The following is a 14,767-nucleotide window of genomic DNA, read 5'->3' as shown; positions in this document are numbered from 1 at the left end:
GGCGGACGTGCCGAGCACGTCCGCCGTCTCGGCGCCTGCGCCGGCTCCGGTCGACTTATGATCCAGCGGTGTCCATCACCGGTGAGCTGCAGCAGGCTCGTCGGCTTGCCCTCGCCGCCCAGGAGGAAGCGGCCAAGGAGCTGCTGCTGTCGCTCCTGCCGGAGATCGAACGCGACGGTCGCGACGACCTGGCACTCGAGGTCTTTGCCCAACTCGGCGAAATCTACCTCACCAGAACGGCCTACGACGGTGCCCGGGAGTGCCTGCGGCGGATGGCCGATTGCCTTGCGCAGCTTGCGTCGGGACCCGAGATCGACCATCTGATCGCCCGCTACACCCTGCGGGCCGGCTTCCTGCGTACCGGTTTGGCCGCAGCTGCCGGCGATCACGAGGACGCCGTGCGAGAACTTGCCGGTCTGCGCGACGACCCGACCGCCGGCCGGTTCGCCGATCTGGAGGCCGAACAGCGCCACCTATCGACCCTGGCCGCGGTGTTGTGCGCGACCGCGCTGTGCGACGACGATCTGCACGTATCGGCGGCGGCGCTGTGGTGCACCATCATTCCGGTCGTCGACGAGCTGACCGGCGGATCCGATGAGGCAGACCAGCTGCTGGTTGCCGCCGGCATCGCCTACGGCAGGTTCTGCGTCGAGACCGGCCGGCTGGCCGAGGGTGAGCGGTGGCTGCACCGGGCGGGCGCCCGGGCGCAGCACCGAGGGTGGGAATTGTATTGGGCACGCGCCGAACTCGAGAGTGCCGCGGCGGCCTGGCTGCGCGGCGACCACGAGTCCACCGAGCGGCTCGTCGGGTCGGCGTACCCGGTCATCGCCCGCCACTCACGTGCCCACGACGTCGCCCGGTGCTGGTTGTACTTCGGGCTGACCCGATTGGGAGTCGGCTGGCTGGAAGAAGCCGACGAATCCTGGGGGCACGCCGAGACGCAGTGGCGAGAGCTGGGTCGCCCGCTGCACATCCATCGCATTCTGGTGCAGCGCAGTTGGATCTCGGTATTCCGCGGTCGCTTCGCCGACGCCATCGACCAGGTGGCGCAGGCCCGCAGTTTCCTCGACAGCTGGCCGCGATCGAGTTGGTTGCAGTACGCCAGGCTCGACGATCACCTCGGCTCGATCTGGCGGGCCGACGCCCTGGCGGACTTGAACTTCGACGGTATCGGCGATCCGTCGGACAATTGGCTGCAAGTCCAGGAACGTCAGGAGACATCGCTGGGTGTCACTCGGTTCGACGCCGGAAGTGAGCGGCACCGCAGCGCGCGCAGCAAGCTGGAGCAGGCTGCCGAACTCAAGATTCCTGCTGCCCTGGCCGTCGATTCCGTGCGCTTCGCCATGACCGATGCGGATGCCCGCTGGCGTTGGGCATCGCAGGTCTCGGCGCGGATGCTGGCCGGGGCCTTCTCGGTGGCATGGGAGTGGGAGAACGACACCCTGCTTAGTGAACTTATCGAATATCATTGTGCACGGGGAACATTCGACCACGAGCCACTCGCCGAAAGTGGTGGTTGGGATTCTCCGGCCACCATGACTGTTCCGGTCGACGTCACTGCCGACGAAGCGCTGGCCGCCGGCGGGCATCAGGTCGACGCGCTGACCTTGACGACGCTGGGGCCGCTGCCACCCCTGCAGATGGACCCCGGTGGCACACCCATCCTGGTGCGTTACCGCGCTCTGGCGCACGAGCGCTACGGCCAGGCCGTGACGTCCGGCGGCCCCGTCTGGTCGACCTGGCCGTGAGTGCCGCCCCGGTCACCGCGCTCGTCCTGCGTTTCGCCGACCTCGGCGTGGCGACCTATGCCAGCCTGCGCGTCGTCGGCCGGCCCGACCGCACCGTGACCTGGGTGGTGCACGAGCCGATCGTATTGGCCGCACTCGAGGAACTCCGGGCCGCGTTGCCCGACCCCGATGGCGCCGAAACCCTGGGCGAGGCCCTCGATCGGGCGCTGACCCGCGGCCCGCTGAGCACCACCCGGGGCGAGCTGACGCTCGCCTACATCCTGGGGGTGCTGCTGATATCCGCGCCGGCCTGGCAGCTGATCGCCGAAGCGGAGGGCAGGAGCGAAGCGACCCGGGAAATGGCGTGCGCCGCCGATCCGCGGCCGGTGCTGTTCGTCTCACCGAGCGCCCGGTTAGCCCGCATCCCGTGGGGTCTGCTGGCATTGCCGCTGACCGGGCCCAGTCCCGAGGAGCTGGTCGCCGCCCGAAAGGCTGCCGTCACCTTCGTGGGTACTACGGCCGCCCGCATCCCCTGGCAGCTGGCCGACATCGACAGTGCCACCGCGGGTATTCGCCTGATGGAGCTTGCCGACGTGGTGCTGGCGGTGCCGCCCAACATCGTGCACGCAGCGCCCGCGACGGCGCGCTGGCACGAAAGGCAGGGCGCTGCTGCTCTTCTCGTGATCGACCCGCGCGTTCCGGGCCAGCGCCCGGATTCGCCGCTCGGCTCGGTCCTGGGCCGGCCGTCGATCCAGGCTCCGCTGGCACGACATTTCGAGAAGCTCCTGGCGCAGCGTCGGGTGCTGCCCGAGGTCGGCACCGCGGTGGAGTTGTTCCGCCGCGGCGACGCCGACCGGGGCTGGCTGTCGACGCTGCTGGACCGTGCCCCGAGCCGGCTGCTGTACGTCGGCCACGCCAGCGCCGCCGACCGGGCGCACGGCTACGCCGATCGGGCCGCCCTGCATCTGGCGTGCACATCGGCCGTCGACGGTGCCGCCGAGCCGGTCGGCGATCACCGGCCACTGCTCGCCGCCGACCTGATGGCGGCGCGGCTGCCGATCCCGCCCCGGGTGGCTCTGCTGGCGTGCGGTTCCGGCGGCGACTATCAGTTCGACGAGGCGACCGGTCTGGTCGCGGCGATGGTGCTGTGCGGCGCCGAACTGGTCACCGCGACATTGTGGTCGCTGCCCACGACCGCCGGGTACCGCCGGTTCACCGGCCGGGCTGACGACCCGATGGCCGAGGTCGTCATCGCTGTCGACGAGGCGCACGAGGCGCGCGATGCGGTGGTGACCCTCAACCGCTGGCAGCGCGACCGGATGCGCCGGTGGCGCGACGGTGACCTCGCAGCCAACCCGCTGTACTGGGCCGCGCTGGTCACCTTCGCCGTCGGCGGTGCCCGGTGAACGGCTCACGCCGGGGGCAGGCACACCGCGATCGTGGACTCGTCCTGGGGATAGAAGTAGGTGTCGACGATGCTGCCGGGGGCGATCTTGTCCAGCGAGCCCGCGGGCACCAGGGCGGTTTCGCGGGCCGGAAACTGGCCCCCACCCGCGCGGGTGACCATGAGGTCCAGTTCGACTTCCCGGTAGTCCGCGCGCTCGCGACCGGTGGGTCGCATGCCCGTCACCACGCCGCTCGACCGCGTGCCGTAACGGATCAGGTCCAGCTGGTCGTGGGTCAGCACCCCCTTGCGCAGCAGTGTGCGGTCGAAAGCCGCCCGCACCGCGACGACGTCGTCGGCCAGCGCCAGCCGGTCACGCGCGTCGGGATCGAACGACACCAGCAGGATCACCCCTGGCCGCAGCGCCGCCACCACCGCGTCGCCGTGGGTGTGGCACAACCGGCCGGTGAACCGCTGGCCCGCAACACTTTCCACCTCGATGACGACGACGGGCTCATCGGAATCCGCCACGGTGCGCACGGTGCCGACACCGATCGCCCGGGGATTGCCTCGTCTGTTCCCGCGGGGCGGGCACGGTGGCTGCCCGCCGAGTCCGGCGGCGACGATGATGGACGCGAGTGCGATGGCGGAGACGACGACGATGGCGCCCAGCAGTGCATCAGACATGTCCGGCAGCGTGCCCGCCGTCACCGGCTACCGAACCCAACTTTGGACCGGCCTTATCCTGTCCCAGTGAATGCCGGTTCGGATATGGTCACCGCCCTGGACACGGCACAGCCGCGTCGGGCCGTGATCGATCGTGCCTGGCGTGCGATCGGACCGGGGGTGGAACTGCTCAGCGCCGACGACGGCGGACCGCTGCGCCGCACGGTGAAGCGGATCATCGACCCGCTCGTGCTGCGGCTGCGCGCCAACGCCGCCTTTTCGGCCCCGTTCGTCGACGCCGCCGTCGCGGCGGCGATGACAGACCTCATCCTCGATCACGCCGACCAATTGCGCTCCGCGACAGCGTGGTTCGATCTGATGAAGCGGGAACGCCGTCGCCTTCGCATCACCACCGGCAACGCCCAGGACCTGTACTTTCCGGTGTGCTTCGAGTTGGCGGTGATTAGCGGAGCACCCGGCGTCGACGGCCTGTCCCTCGCGGCGGCGGCTTTGCACACCGTGCACGACGACCGCGACCGCACTGCCGTCGAGGTACTCAACCGGTACCTGGCCGATCCCCAGGTGCTGACCACGCTGGCAGCCCAGGTGCAGCGCAGCTGGGCCGACGTGCGAGCCGGCGACAGCATCAGCGGACCGTTCCTGGCCGGTCTGACCACCGTCCTGGGCGATGCCGAGGGACACCGCGGAGTCGTTGCCCGCCAACGGGTGTGGTCGGCGTTGATCGCCGATGCGACCCCCTACAACCTCGGCGCCCACGCGCACACCGAGCCGTCCCGGTTGCCGTGGTCGATCGTCGATCTCGGGCTGGCGTCGGTGGTGCCGCTGCGTCCGCCGGCAGTATGCGGCGAGGCCGAGCGGGACCGGCCGCTGGACCGCAGCGTGGTGGACCGGGTGCGCGCCACGCTGCGCCGCGCACTGGATCGCGACGAACTGCCCGACGTGCCGCTGTTGTGCGCCGAGGAGGTCGACCGCGCCTGCGCCCCTTGGGGTTTGCTGGGGGAGGACAAGCAGGCCGCCCTGGTTGCCGGTATCGAGGTGGCCGGCGAGTTGGCGCCGCTGCAGGAGCACGCGCCGACGCGTTACGGTCTGGCGGCCACGATCCAGGCCAGGCTGCGCAAGGAGGCCTATGTGCTGCACGCCCGGCGGCTGCTGGCCGGCGATGCCCCAGTGCACCCCCGCCAGCGTCAGGTCGCCGACGAGCTGGGCTGCTTCGCCCGGCCCTACCTGAGCCGGCTGTGGGCCCGGCTGCACGGCCGTGACGTGTGGCAGGAGCCTTGCGACGACGTCGAGGATCTGCGCGCACTGCTGGAGGGGGTGGCCCGATCGGTCAGCCTGGATCACCGGCAGCGGATCAAGGCGATGCTGGAAATGCAGGTGCCGCAATGAAACTGGTCACCGAGTCCGGGTTATGGCGGATCGGCCCCGAGGTCGCCGCGGTGCCGCTGGCCGCGGTGGTCGAGGCCGACGGCGCGGTGCTGGCATGGACGGTCGATCAGCCGTCCGACGCCTCAGGTGCACAGATCACCTTCACCGACGTCACGCGGGCCGACTGGCTCTGGCGGCTGGTCGGAGAGGCGGGCCACCGGGCGGTCGCCGCGGCGATCAGCGCCGTGCCGCCGGACCGGCCGGCGGGCATCGACCTGCCGGGGGTTGAGGTGGGCCCAACCACGCTGGACGGGCTGCGCCGGCTGGCCCTCGGGCACTGGCTGCGCCGATGGTGGCCGGCCAGCATCCGCGACGGCATCGCCGGGCTCGACCCGGCGCTGCTGGACGCCGAGATCGCGGTCGCCACCGCGGCCGCCGAGGATTTCCTCGGGGAGGACACGCTGGATTCCGGGATCGCCGCGCTGTTGACGCCGCATGCCACCGCCCTGGCCGCGCACGCGCGCCGCGGTGATCCGCGGGTGCGAGATCTGGTGGCCCGCTGCGCTGAGCTGGCCGAGGATTACGGCGTGAGTGGCCCGGGTTGGGCCGAGCTGGTCGACGCGCTCGAGGCGTCGACCGTCGTGCCCGCCAGCCAGGACGACTATGCACTGGCAGCCGGCACGGGCGTCGGGCCGGAGCCCGCCGGGCTGATCGCCCGCGGGGTCGGGTCGATGGCCTGGTCGGCCGTGCCCGCCGGGGTGTTCGATGCCGCCGACGACACGGTGGCGTGGGCGGTGGGCACCGATGATTCCGACGCGGTCGCGGCGGTGCACACCGCGGTTCTCGGCCCCGGTTCGCCGGCCGGCCTGCCGGTCGTCCTGCGCTGCGGCACCATCCGGGGCAGCGGCACGCTGGACGACGCGGGCCGGGCAAGGCTGGAACTGCGCGATCCGGGGGCCGAACCGGTGACCGCCAGCGCCGCCTGGGATCAGGACTGGTCGGCGACCACGGTCACCGTGGGGGCCGCGGTCGACGAGCCCGCGCAAGCCCGTCGGCGGGTGCGGCTGTTGGCCCGGCGCCGGCTGGCCGAACCCGCCGCCGACGCCTACCTCGCCGAGATCCTGGCCGCCGAGGCCGATTACTGAGGCTAGGGGGCCAGCGGCGACGGGGGACCCGGCTTGGCGTTGGCCGCGTCGCGCCGCCGGGCGGCCATCCCGGCCAACGCCTCGAAGACCACACGGTGGGCGGCGTTGACCGTCAGCTCGGCATGATCGTAGGCCGGCGCGACCTCCACCACGTCGACCCCGGCGACGTCGTGCTCGTAGCACAGCCGCCGAACCATCCGCAGCAGGTCGGCGCTGGTGATGCCACCGGGTTCCGGGGTGCCCGTGCCCGGCGCGTGGGCCGGATCCAGGACGTCGATATCGACTGATACATAAAGCTTGTCGGCCTTGGCGAGCGCTTCGCCGACGGCGCGGTCCATCACTGTTTTGAAGCCGTCGTCCCAGATCTCCTGCATGGTGTGCCAGGTCATGCCTTGTTCCTGCATCCACTCGAAGGTGTCCTGGGGCGGCCAGTAACCACGCAGGCCCACCTGGACGAAATGGGTTCCCGGCACCGCTCCGGACTCGATCAGGCGGCGCATCGGGGTGCCGTGGCTGGCCAGGTTCCCGTCGATGATGTCGGCGGTGTCGGCGTGGGCGTCGAAGTGCACGATCCCGACGTTGCCGTACCCGTGGAAATCCGCGACGGCGGTGGCGGCCGGCCAGGTGATGGAGTGGTCACCGCCGAGGATCACCGGCACGATGCCGCGCGAGGCCACGGTGTGGACCCGTTCGCGAATGTTGGCGTGGGACTGTTCGGTCAGGCCGTGGGGGCACCACGCGTCGCCGAAATCGACGACCTCGAGCCAGTCGAAGATCTCCAGACCCAGATCCATGTGGTAGGTGCCGGGTTCGTAGGCGGTGGACCGGATCGCCCGCGGGCCGAACCGGGCACCCGGCCGGTTGGTGGTGGCCACGTCGAACGGCGCCCCGACGATCGCGACGTCGGGCTGCCAGGAGTCCAGTTGTTCGGGTTCGGTGAGGAAGGGCCGGTTGCCGAACGATGCCACACCGGCGTACGGCAAATCCAACTGCTCGGCCATGCCGGGCGGCAGTTCGCGGTTGGGTTTGTGGTCATGGCCGGAACTCATTGCGCAGACGATACCGCCGCTGCATCCCCGATGCGGCCCCCTGTGGTCAGGGCAGCGGGGTGTCGTAGTCGTCGGTCTCGTCGCCGCAGATGCTGAGGTTGGGGCGAACGACGTAGTGGGCCTGGTTGCCGCCGCAGCGGCGGGCCTCATACATCGCGGTGGTCGCCAGCGCGATGATCTCGTCGAGCACATCATGGGGCGGGTGTTCGACAAGTGGGCGCAGCGGCGTGCTGACCACGCCGACGCTCGCGGCCATGCCGGTCGGCGTCGCGGCCAGCGCACCGAGGATGCGGTCGATCAGCGGTGACGGATCCGGGGTGGTGAACGTGTCGGCGACGAAGTACTCGGCCTCGCTGACGTGGGCGACGATCGCGTCGCGGCGTACCGTCTCGCGAAGCGCCTGGCCGGCCGCCACCCGAGCCCGGTTACCGCCGCGGTTCCCGGCCATGCTGACCATGGCCGCAAAACTGTCGATGTTGACCACGGCGACGACGAGGTAGCGGTCGTCGTCACGGTTGCGGGAGGCCAGCAGCGTCGCGGCCTGCAGGTAGAACGAGTCGCGGTTGAGCAGGCCGGTCAGCGGTTCGATCGCATCCGCCCCGTCCTCGGTACCGGTCAACCACACCACCAGCCGGCAGGAGAACGCGGCGAACACATAGAGCAGCAGGATCAGGGCCACCCCGGCCAGCGCCAGGGCGAGATCGCTTGCGGCGATGCGCACCGCGAGGGACAACACCATGACGGTGGCCACGGTCATGGTGAAGCTCAACAGCCGAAGGCCGTGGAGCAGCGCCGTGTAGCCGATGATCAACGCGAACGACGTCGAGCCGAGCAGCCCGTACATCGGATTCACCGGCGCGATGCAGCCGGTCGGGATGACCACGGTGGCGATCACCACCAGGACCGCCGATTCCGTCCTGGTGGGCCAGCGGTGCCGCAACCAGATGACTGCTGACACGAAACAACACACGGTGATCGCGCCCAGCAGCACTCGGGCGCCCGACCAGTGCAGTTCCGCCGAGCTCCCGATCGTGGACAACTCGACCAGGCCGAGGGTGACCATGACTACCGCGATCACCCGGGAGGTATAGGTTTGCGCGCCACGCGCGGCCAGCAGGGCGGTGAGGGTGTAGTACTGGTTCGCGGTATGGGCGGTGAACAGCGACCTCATCAACCATCCCCTCACTGGTCGCATCGTTGCCCCGTCGGCCAGCAACGATCGAAAAGGCGATCTAGCGGTCCCGGCCACCGAGCCTAGCGAAGGCCGTCTGTGCTGGCCAGTTCCCGTTGTACGGGTTTTGTCGGCGGCGACAATTTCATTCGCTTGGCGAACGATCCCGCCGGTGAACCGACACCGCGTAGTCGCCGTCGGCGAAGGGTTGGCGATCCCAGGTCGCCCAGCGGTCGGCGAGCACCAGGCCGGCCTGCTCGGCCAGCAGGTCGTACCGCTGCAGCGACAGGCGGTCCGGACGCAGGCTGAACCCGGCGACCAGCACGCCGCCCGGCGTCAGTCGCTGCGCGAGTTGGCCGAGCACCCGTTCCTCGGTCCCGGGCTCCAGGAAGATCATCACGTTGCCGGCTAGGAGCACGAGGTCGAACTGATCGGGCACCACCCGCCCCAGTTCGGCCAGGTCGGCCTCGATCCACCGCAGTTGTGGGGCCTTGGCCCGTGCTGCGGCCAGCATCCGGTGGTCGGCGTCGACGCCGAGCACGGGTGTCCCGCGCCGGTCCAGTTCGATCGCCACCCGCCCGGTGCCGCAGCCCGCGTCGAGCACCGATGTGCCACCCGATTCCTGCAGCAGGGCCACGGCTAGGTCCGCCTCGCCGTGGATGTTGTGACCCGCGGCCGCCAATGTCGTCCACCGCGCGTCGTAGTCGTCACCACGCGGCGCCTCGGAATTCTGCCAGCGGGTGCTCACGGCCTCATCCTGACAGAGCTCGCCACGTCCCGGTCACGCCGCAACGACGACGGTCAGGTCGTCGCCGTCGCGTTCGATCCGCATCCCGGCCCGGCGGGCGACCGCGGCGACGGCCGCCGCGTCGTCCGGCTCGGCGCGGGTGGCCGCCAGGGCACGGGCCAGCCGCCCCTTGTGCGCCTTGTTGAAGTGGGTGACCACGCTGCGCCGGCCGTCGGGGTGCTCGGCCAGCACGTCGACGCGGACGGCGCCGGGTACCTTGCCCAGCGCCGCGTAGGAGCCCGAGCGCAGATCCACCACCAGTTCGGTGGCCGCGATCTCGGCCAGGACCGGCTCGAGCACCGGACGCCAGCGGGCGGCCAGGGTCGGTTTACCGGGCAGCTTCGACGACGCCGACAAGCGATAGGCCGGTACGTGTTCGTCGGCGCGCAGCAGGCCGAACAGGGCCGAGCCGACGGCCAGCCGGGCGTGGGCCCGGGCGGCGGCGGCACCACGAAGCGAGCTGACGTCGAGCGCGTCGTAGAGCACCCCGGTATAGCGGTAGATCGCCGGCAGCGTGGGTGCGCTCAGCAGCGCGGCATTCCGCTCGATCTCGGCATCCTGGGCCGCCGAGATGCCCAGGGCTCGCCGGCTCGCCTCCGGATCACCGGCCAGGGCGACCAGCTCGGCCACCAGCTCGGCGCGCAGCGGCCTCAGCGCCGGGCTGCCCAGTTCGTCCAACCGCAGCGGAGGTCCATCGCCGCCGCTGCGTTTGGTCTCCGAGGGGGGAAGCAGCACGATCACGACGCAGACGCTAGCGCGGGGGAGTCGGCCACGTACGCTCGGCCACCCGGCGGTGGGCCGGCCCGGCAGACCGCCGCACGGCAGCCTACTCAGCCGTAGGCCAACAGCAGCGGCACCCGCTGCTCGGCACTGGTCAGCGACCCGTGGTGGCCGATCAGCGCCGATTCCGCGGGCTCGACTGCCCGCCGCACCAGTGCCGCCCGGTCTTTGGCGGCCGCCACCACATCACCGATGCGGGGCAGCACCCGGTCGTCCACCCGGCCGCCGAACCAGCCGGCTGCGATCGCCTCGTCGCGGGAGACGACCCAGGCCTGCCGGCCGAGCATTTCGCGCCAAGTCGCCAGCACGTCCGCGGCGGCGCCGTCGCTCACGTAGACGTGGCGCGCCCGCGGCTCGCCGCCGACGGCGCTCACCCCGTCCAGGAGGGCCGCGGCGCCGTCGATGTCGACGGTCTCGGCGGGGTCGACCGACACCATTCCGTGGTCGGCGACGACGGCCAGCAGCGCCCCGCCCGGCAGTGCCTCCACGATGGACTCGACCAGCCGGTCGACCTGTCGCAACTGCATGCGCCAGGCGGGCGAGCCGGGCCCATACAGGTGACCCACCAGGTCCAGATCTGCGTGATAGCCATAACAGAAGCCGCCGGCGACGACGGTGGCACTGACTTCCGCGGCCAGGTCGCCGAGGCCGTGCACCCCGATGTAGCGGGCGCCGCGCAGCACCGCGCGAGTCAGGCCGGAGCCGTTGAACTGCGCACCGGAAACGACGCTGACGGCGATTCCCGCCGCGGACGCGGTCTCGAAGGTGGTCCTCAGTGGTTGCACCTGCTCGGGTACCGCCACCTCACGCAGATCTTCACCCCACGGATGTGGACGCCACCGCAGCGCGTTGACCACGCCGACATCGGGCAGCCGGAAGGAATAGCCCACCATGCCGTGACCACCCGACGGGCAACCGGTACCGACCGCGGCGAGGCCGGCGGCGGTGGTGGACGGAAACCCCACGTGCAGCGTGGGCCCGCGCAGGCCGGCCAGCACCGGTGCATCCTCGGTGTGCGCGTCCAGCAGTTCGGCGCCCAACCCGTCGATGAGCAGCACACAGGCACCGGCCACCCGGTCGGGCAGGCTGATACGGGGTTGGGCGCCGGGTACGCCCATCGCCGCCAGCACCGAGGGCACCACGTCGGCGAGATGTGCGCTATCCACATCGGGGCGGGGCAGCTGCATGACGCCGAGCCTGCCACACCGCTCAGGGTTTGCCGAAGCCGGCTTTCGCCAAGATCTGCTGGCCGGATGGACCGGTCACCAGATCGACGAACTTGGTTGCCAGACTGGCGTTTCCGGCCTGCGCGAGGACGGCGATCGGATAGGTGTTCACCGCACCGGACGACTCGGGGAAGGGTACCGCGGTGACTTTGTCGCCGGCGCTCGCGGCATCGGTGACATAGACCAGACCGGCGTCGGCCTGTCCGCTTGTCACCTTGTTCAGCACATCGGTCACCGACGATTCCTCGCTGACCGGGGTCAGCGTCACGCCGGTCTGGTTCTCGACCTTGCGGGTCGCCGCGCCGCAGGGCACCTGCGGGGCACACACCACGACGTCCAGGCCGGGTTTGGTCAGATCACGAAAAGAACTGATGCCCTTGGGATTACCCGGTGCGACGGCGATAGTCAGGGTGTTGGACGCGAAGTTCACCGGGGATCCGGTCAGTAGTGCGGCCTTGGCGGCTTTGTCCATGTTGGTGGTATCGGCCGAGGCGAAGACGTCGGCGTGGGCGCCCTGGGTCAGCTGGGTGACCAGATCCGAGGAGCCGGCAAACGAAAACTCCACCGCTGCACCAGGATTGTCCTTACTGAACTGATCACCGATCGCGGTGAACGTCTTCTTGAGCGACGCGGCGGCGAAGACCACGATCTTCGTGTGCTCGGCTGAGGGCGGTGGCGCCGATTCCCGTGCCGAGCCACAGCCAGCCAACGCGGCGACGAGCACTCCGGCGGCCAGCGCCGCCAGGGGTCGCCGGCTCATGCTTCGCCCGGGGTTTCGACGATCACCGTGGTGGCCTTCACGACGGCGACCGCGACGCTGCCGGGCTCGAGCTTCAACTCGTGTACGGCCTCGGTGCTCATCAACGAGACGACGGTGAACGGTCCGCACTGCAGTTCGACCTGAGCCATCACCGTGTCGGTGACCACCCGGGTGACCAATCCGGCGAACCGGTTGCGCGCCGAGCTGGCGATCGACAGCGGGTCCTTCGGCGTGGTGGCGGCGTGCGTCCGCGCGAAGGCGGCAAGCGCGGCACCGTCGATGGTCTTGCGTCCCGACTCGTCGCTGCCCACCGGCAGGTTCCCGTCCTCGATCCACCGCCGGACCGTGTCATCACTGACGCCGAGCAACTCGGCAGCCTCTCGAACTCGCAGCATCGGCATGAGGGAATCCTAATGGACATCAAGCCGCATCCGCGGACTGATAGGGGGAAATGGTCCGCAGATGCGTGTGCGGAATGCGGGTGTGCGGCCCCGGTGGTGCGGCCATAGGGTGTGTCGGTGCTACTCATCCGCGCCGCGGCATTGGCGGCCGCACTGGCGATCTTCCCGCCCGGCCCGGCCGTCGCCCAGGCGGACCCGAACACCTTGTGGACCATCGTCCACGACCGGTGCGTTGCCGATGAACAGCAGCATCACGATCCGGCGCCCTGCTCACGCGTGGACCTGAGCCTCGGCGAGGAACGCGGGTACGTCGTCTACAAGGACGATGTCGGGGACCGCCAATACCTGCTCATGCCCACTGCCCGGATGGCCGGTATCGAAAGCCCCGCGCTGCTCGAACCGGGGACCACGAATTATTTCGCCGAGGCCTGGCAGGCTCGCTCGTTCGTCGAGCAGCGAGCCGGCGGCACGATTTCGCGGGACTGGATGAGCCTGGCGATCAACTCGGCGGTATCGCGGACGCAGAACCAGCTCCACATCCACATCGACTGCCTGCGGGCCGACGTCCACGAGGCGCTCAACGCGTCGGCCACCCAGATCGGCCCGATGTGGACACCCCTGGCCGTCCCGCTGGCCGGGCACACCTACTGGGCGATCGCCGTCCCGGGCGCCGACTTGGCCGCCAACCCGTTCACCGTGCTTGCCGACGGGCTCCCCGGGGCACGTGCCGACATGGGATCGCACACGCTGGTGGTGGTCGGCACCACCGACACCGCCGGCCAGCCCGGCTTCGTCATGCTGGCCGACCGGGCCAACGGGGAGACCGGCGAGCAGGCTGGCGGTGAGGAGCTGCAGGACCACGACTCCTGCCCGGCACCGATGGCGGCGACGGGCGCCACCGCGAAGTAGCCCGGTCGCGCTCGAATCATCGCGAGTATGCGGCCGTCGGCGCCAGCAGAGGCTGCTCAGTAGGGCGGCAGCTGCCCGTTACCGGATTGTCCGGCCATCCCGTTGAGCGTATCGAGGTAGTGGCGCAGCTGAAGTTGTGCCATCAGCGGCCCGGGGGTGGCGGGCGGCTGGGCGTCGGTCAGCGTCCACGGTTGGCAGCCGTCGGTCTTGAACGTGGCGTCGCCCGGATCGAGCTGGATGACCTGTGGTTTCTTGGTCAGCCCGTTGTCCAGCGTCGTCTGGCCGTCAGGTCCGCCGACCCGTTTCCAGTAGCACGCGGCGCCCTCGACCGGCCCCGCCGTCGCATACGTGCCCGGCACGATGTCGACGCCTATCTTGTAGGTGCCGGCCTGATCGATACTTGATTTCGGGCCGCCCGGTGGCGGGGACGCCGGTGTCGTCGTCGCCGATCCCGAGGTGGGAGGCGTCGAGGGCGAGGGGGCGGAGGTGGCCGGCGCAGTTGTGGCCGGATCAGTGGTCGGCGTCGGCGTCGGCGAGGTCGGGTCGGCCACCGCGGCATCGGCCGTTGCCAGACAAACCGCCACAGCCAACGCTGTGGCGGCGATCACGTTCGTCGCTCTACCCACGTCACCAAGGGTACCCGCGGACCCTTCACCACCAGTGCGCAACCGTGAACCCGGCCGCGACTCGGGCCTTGCGGCAACAGAATGCTCTGCAGCCCAGTGGTTTTCAGCCGGACAGTAACCGGCCAGCGACTTTGAACCGGCCGACATGCTGCGGCGGCGCCACGGAATCGTGATCGGAGGGTGTGGTAGGACGACCGAGGTGCGGCTAGGCGGTCTTGCTCAGCAGCGGCAGCAGGAAGCGGCGGCGATTGAGGACGGCGTCGTCGAACTCGTGCTCGGCCTCGGCCACCGAAGCGACGACGGGGAAGGTGACATCGGCGTCGCGCGCCCGAAGGCGCCGGTTCACGACATCACTGGCGACGAGAGCCCACTCCACACCCACGGCGTTGCAGAGATCGTCGACTTCGGAGAGTAACCGGATCGACTGCGGAGTAAACGTGCTCACGCCGCTGAGATCGAGGACGAAGGGAGTGTCGGCGAGGACCATCCGCTTGGCGCATTCGGTGACGCGGTCGATGTTGGCCGAATCGATGCGCCCGCTGACCGCGACAACCGTTGCCATGTGCCGGAAATGGGCGCGGACGTGGGCTCCCCGGTAGTCCACAGCAGGGTTTCCGTACCGCGACGTGAAGCTCGTCATGTGCTGCCCCATTTCGGTCATGTAGCGCGAATGGCGGCCTCTCGGCTGCCTCAACCTGACCTGAACGTTATGCCGCAAATTTAAGGTCACCGGGAGCGGCGGCTAAAACT

Annotated in this window: 15 protein-coding genes; 5 read left to right on the top strand and 10 right to left on the bottom strand. The window is 70.1% G+C overall.

Annotation, left to right across the window (positions count from 1 at the left end):
* Positions 1-68: 68 nt before the first annotated feature.
* Both ADBZ9K_RS04100 and ADBZ9K_RS04095 read left to right on the top strand, forming a co-directional pair.
* Complete coding sequence (locus ADBZ9K_RS04100) at positions 69-1,748, top strand: hypothetical protein (protein WP_526618680.1); 1,680 nt, start codon at positions 69-71, stop codon at positions 1,746-1,748.
* Entirely contained in the window at positions 1,739-3,133 is a 1,395-nt protein-coding gene (locus ADBZ9K_RS04095; RefSeq protein ID WP_526620716.1) for a CHAT domain-containing protein, read from the top strand. The genes ADBZ9K_RS04100 and ADBZ9K_RS04095 overlap by 10 nt, the downstream gene beginning before the upstream one ends.
* A gap of 5 nt (positions 3,134-3,138) precedes the next feature.
* On the opposite strand, the gene ADBZ9K_RS04090 is transcribed toward ADBZ9K_RS04095, so the two are convergent.
* Positions 3,139-3,798, bottom strand: coding sequence for a hypothetical protein (locus ADBZ9K_RS04090; RefSeq protein WP_526618678.1), 660 nt, complete (start codon positions 3,796-3,798; stop codon positions 3,139-3,141).
* 84 nt (positions 3,799-3,882) lie between these two features.
* Here ADBZ9K_RS04090 and ADBZ9K_RS04085 point away from each other — a divergent pair, with 84 nt between their 5' ends.
* Both ADBZ9K_RS04085 and ADBZ9K_RS04080 read left to right on the top strand, forming a co-directional pair.
* Entirely contained in the window at positions 3,883-5,184 is a 1,302-nt protein-coding gene (locus ADBZ9K_RS04085) for a hypothetical protein (protein ID WP_526620715.1), read from the top strand.
* Entirely contained in the window at positions 5,181-6,308 is a 1,128-nt protein-coding gene (locus tag ADBZ9K_RS04080; protein WP_526618677.1) for a hypothetical protein, read from the top strand. The genes ADBZ9K_RS04085 and ADBZ9K_RS04080 overlap by 4 nt, the downstream gene beginning before the upstream one ends.
* A gap of 2 nt (positions 6,309-6,310) precedes the next feature.
* Here the strand turns inward: ADBZ9K_RS04080 and speB are convergent, their stop codons facing one another.
* From speB to ADBZ9K_RS04045, 7 genes are all read right to left on the bottom strand, one after another.
* Entirely contained in the window at positions 6,311-7,309 is a 999-nt protein-coding gene (gene speB, locus ADBZ9K_RS04075; protein ID WP_526620713.1) for an agmatinase, read from the bottom strand.
* 94 nt (positions 7,310-7,403) lie between these two features.
* Positions 7,404-8,528, bottom strand: a complete 1,125-nt coding sequence (locus ADBZ9K_RS04070) for a diguanylate cyclase domain-containing protein (protein WP_526618675.1) — start codon at positions 8,526-8,528, stop codon at positions 7,404-7,406.
* Between the two features lie 145 nt (positions 8,529-8,673).
* Positions 8,674-9,276 carry a class I SAM-dependent DNA methyltransferase gene (locus ADBZ9K_RS04065; protein WP_526618673.1) on the bottom strand — a complete coding sequence of 201 codons (603 nt, stop codon included), beginning with the start codon at positions 9,274-9,276 and terminating at the stop codon, positions 8,674-8,676.
* 33 nt (positions 9,277-9,309) lie between these two features.
* Positions 9,310-10,056 carry a peroxide stress protein YaaA gene (gene yaaA, locus ADBZ9K_RS04060; protein WP_526618672.1) on the bottom strand — a complete coding sequence of 249 codons (747 nt, stop codon included), beginning with the start codon at positions 10,054-10,056 and terminating at the stop codon, positions 9,310-9,312.
* Between the two features lie 89 nt (positions 10,057-10,145).
* Positions 10,146-11,282 carry an alkaline phosphatase family protein gene (locus ADBZ9K_RS04055; RefSeq protein ID WP_526618670.1) on the bottom strand — a complete coding sequence of 379 codons (1,137 nt, stop codon included), beginning with the start codon at positions 11,280-11,282 and terminating at the stop codon, positions 10,146-10,148.
* Between the two features lie 22 nt (positions 11,283-11,304).
* On the bottom strand, positions 11,305-12,081 hold the full coding sequence (gene modA / locus ADBZ9K_RS04050) for a molybdate ABC transporter substrate-binding protein (RefSeq protein WP_526618669.1): 777 nt from the start codon (positions 12,079-12,081) through the stop codon (positions 11,305-11,307).
* Positions 12,078-12,482 carry a TOBE domain-containing protein gene (locus ADBZ9K_RS04045; RefSeq protein WP_526618667.1) on the bottom strand — a complete coding sequence of 135 codons (405 nt, stop codon included), beginning with the start codon at positions 12,480-12,482 and terminating at the stop codon, positions 12,078-12,080. Before ADBZ9K_RS04045 ends, modA begins: the two co-directional genes overlap by 4 nt.
* Before the next feature lie 117 nt (positions 12,483-12,599).
* Here ADBZ9K_RS04045 and ADBZ9K_RS04040 point away from each other — a divergent pair, with 117 nt between their 5' ends.
* Entirely contained in the window at positions 12,600-13,391 is a 792-nt protein-coding gene (locus ADBZ9K_RS04040; RefSeq protein WP_526618666.1) for a CDP-diacylglycerol diphosphatase, read from the top strand.
* 56 nt (positions 13,392-13,447) lie between these two features.
* Here the strand turns inward: ADBZ9K_RS04040 and ADBZ9K_RS04035 are convergent, their stop codons facing one another.
* Positions 13,448-14,017: an Rv1352/Rv1906c domain-containing protein gene (locus ADBZ9K_RS04035; RefSeq protein ID WP_526618664.1), complete on the bottom strand. Its 570-nt coding sequence runs from the start codon at positions 14,015-14,017 to the stop codon at positions 13,448-13,450.
* Between the two features lie 205 nt (positions 14,018-14,222).
* Complete coding sequence (locus ADBZ9K_RS04030) at positions 14,223-14,657, bottom strand: STAS domain-containing protein (protein ID WP_526618663.1); 435 nt, start codon at positions 14,655-14,657, stop codon at positions 14,223-14,225.
* Positions 14,658-14,767 lie beyond the last annotated feature (110 nt).

The sequence above is a fragment of the Mycobacterium sp. genome (assembly GCF_965229265.1).
Lineage (GTDB): Bacteria > Actinomycetota > Actinomycetes > Mycobacteriales > Mycobacteriaceae > Mycobacterium.
Note: the sequence above shows the minus strand (reverse complement) of the source record. Positions and strands in the feature narration are given on the sequence as shown.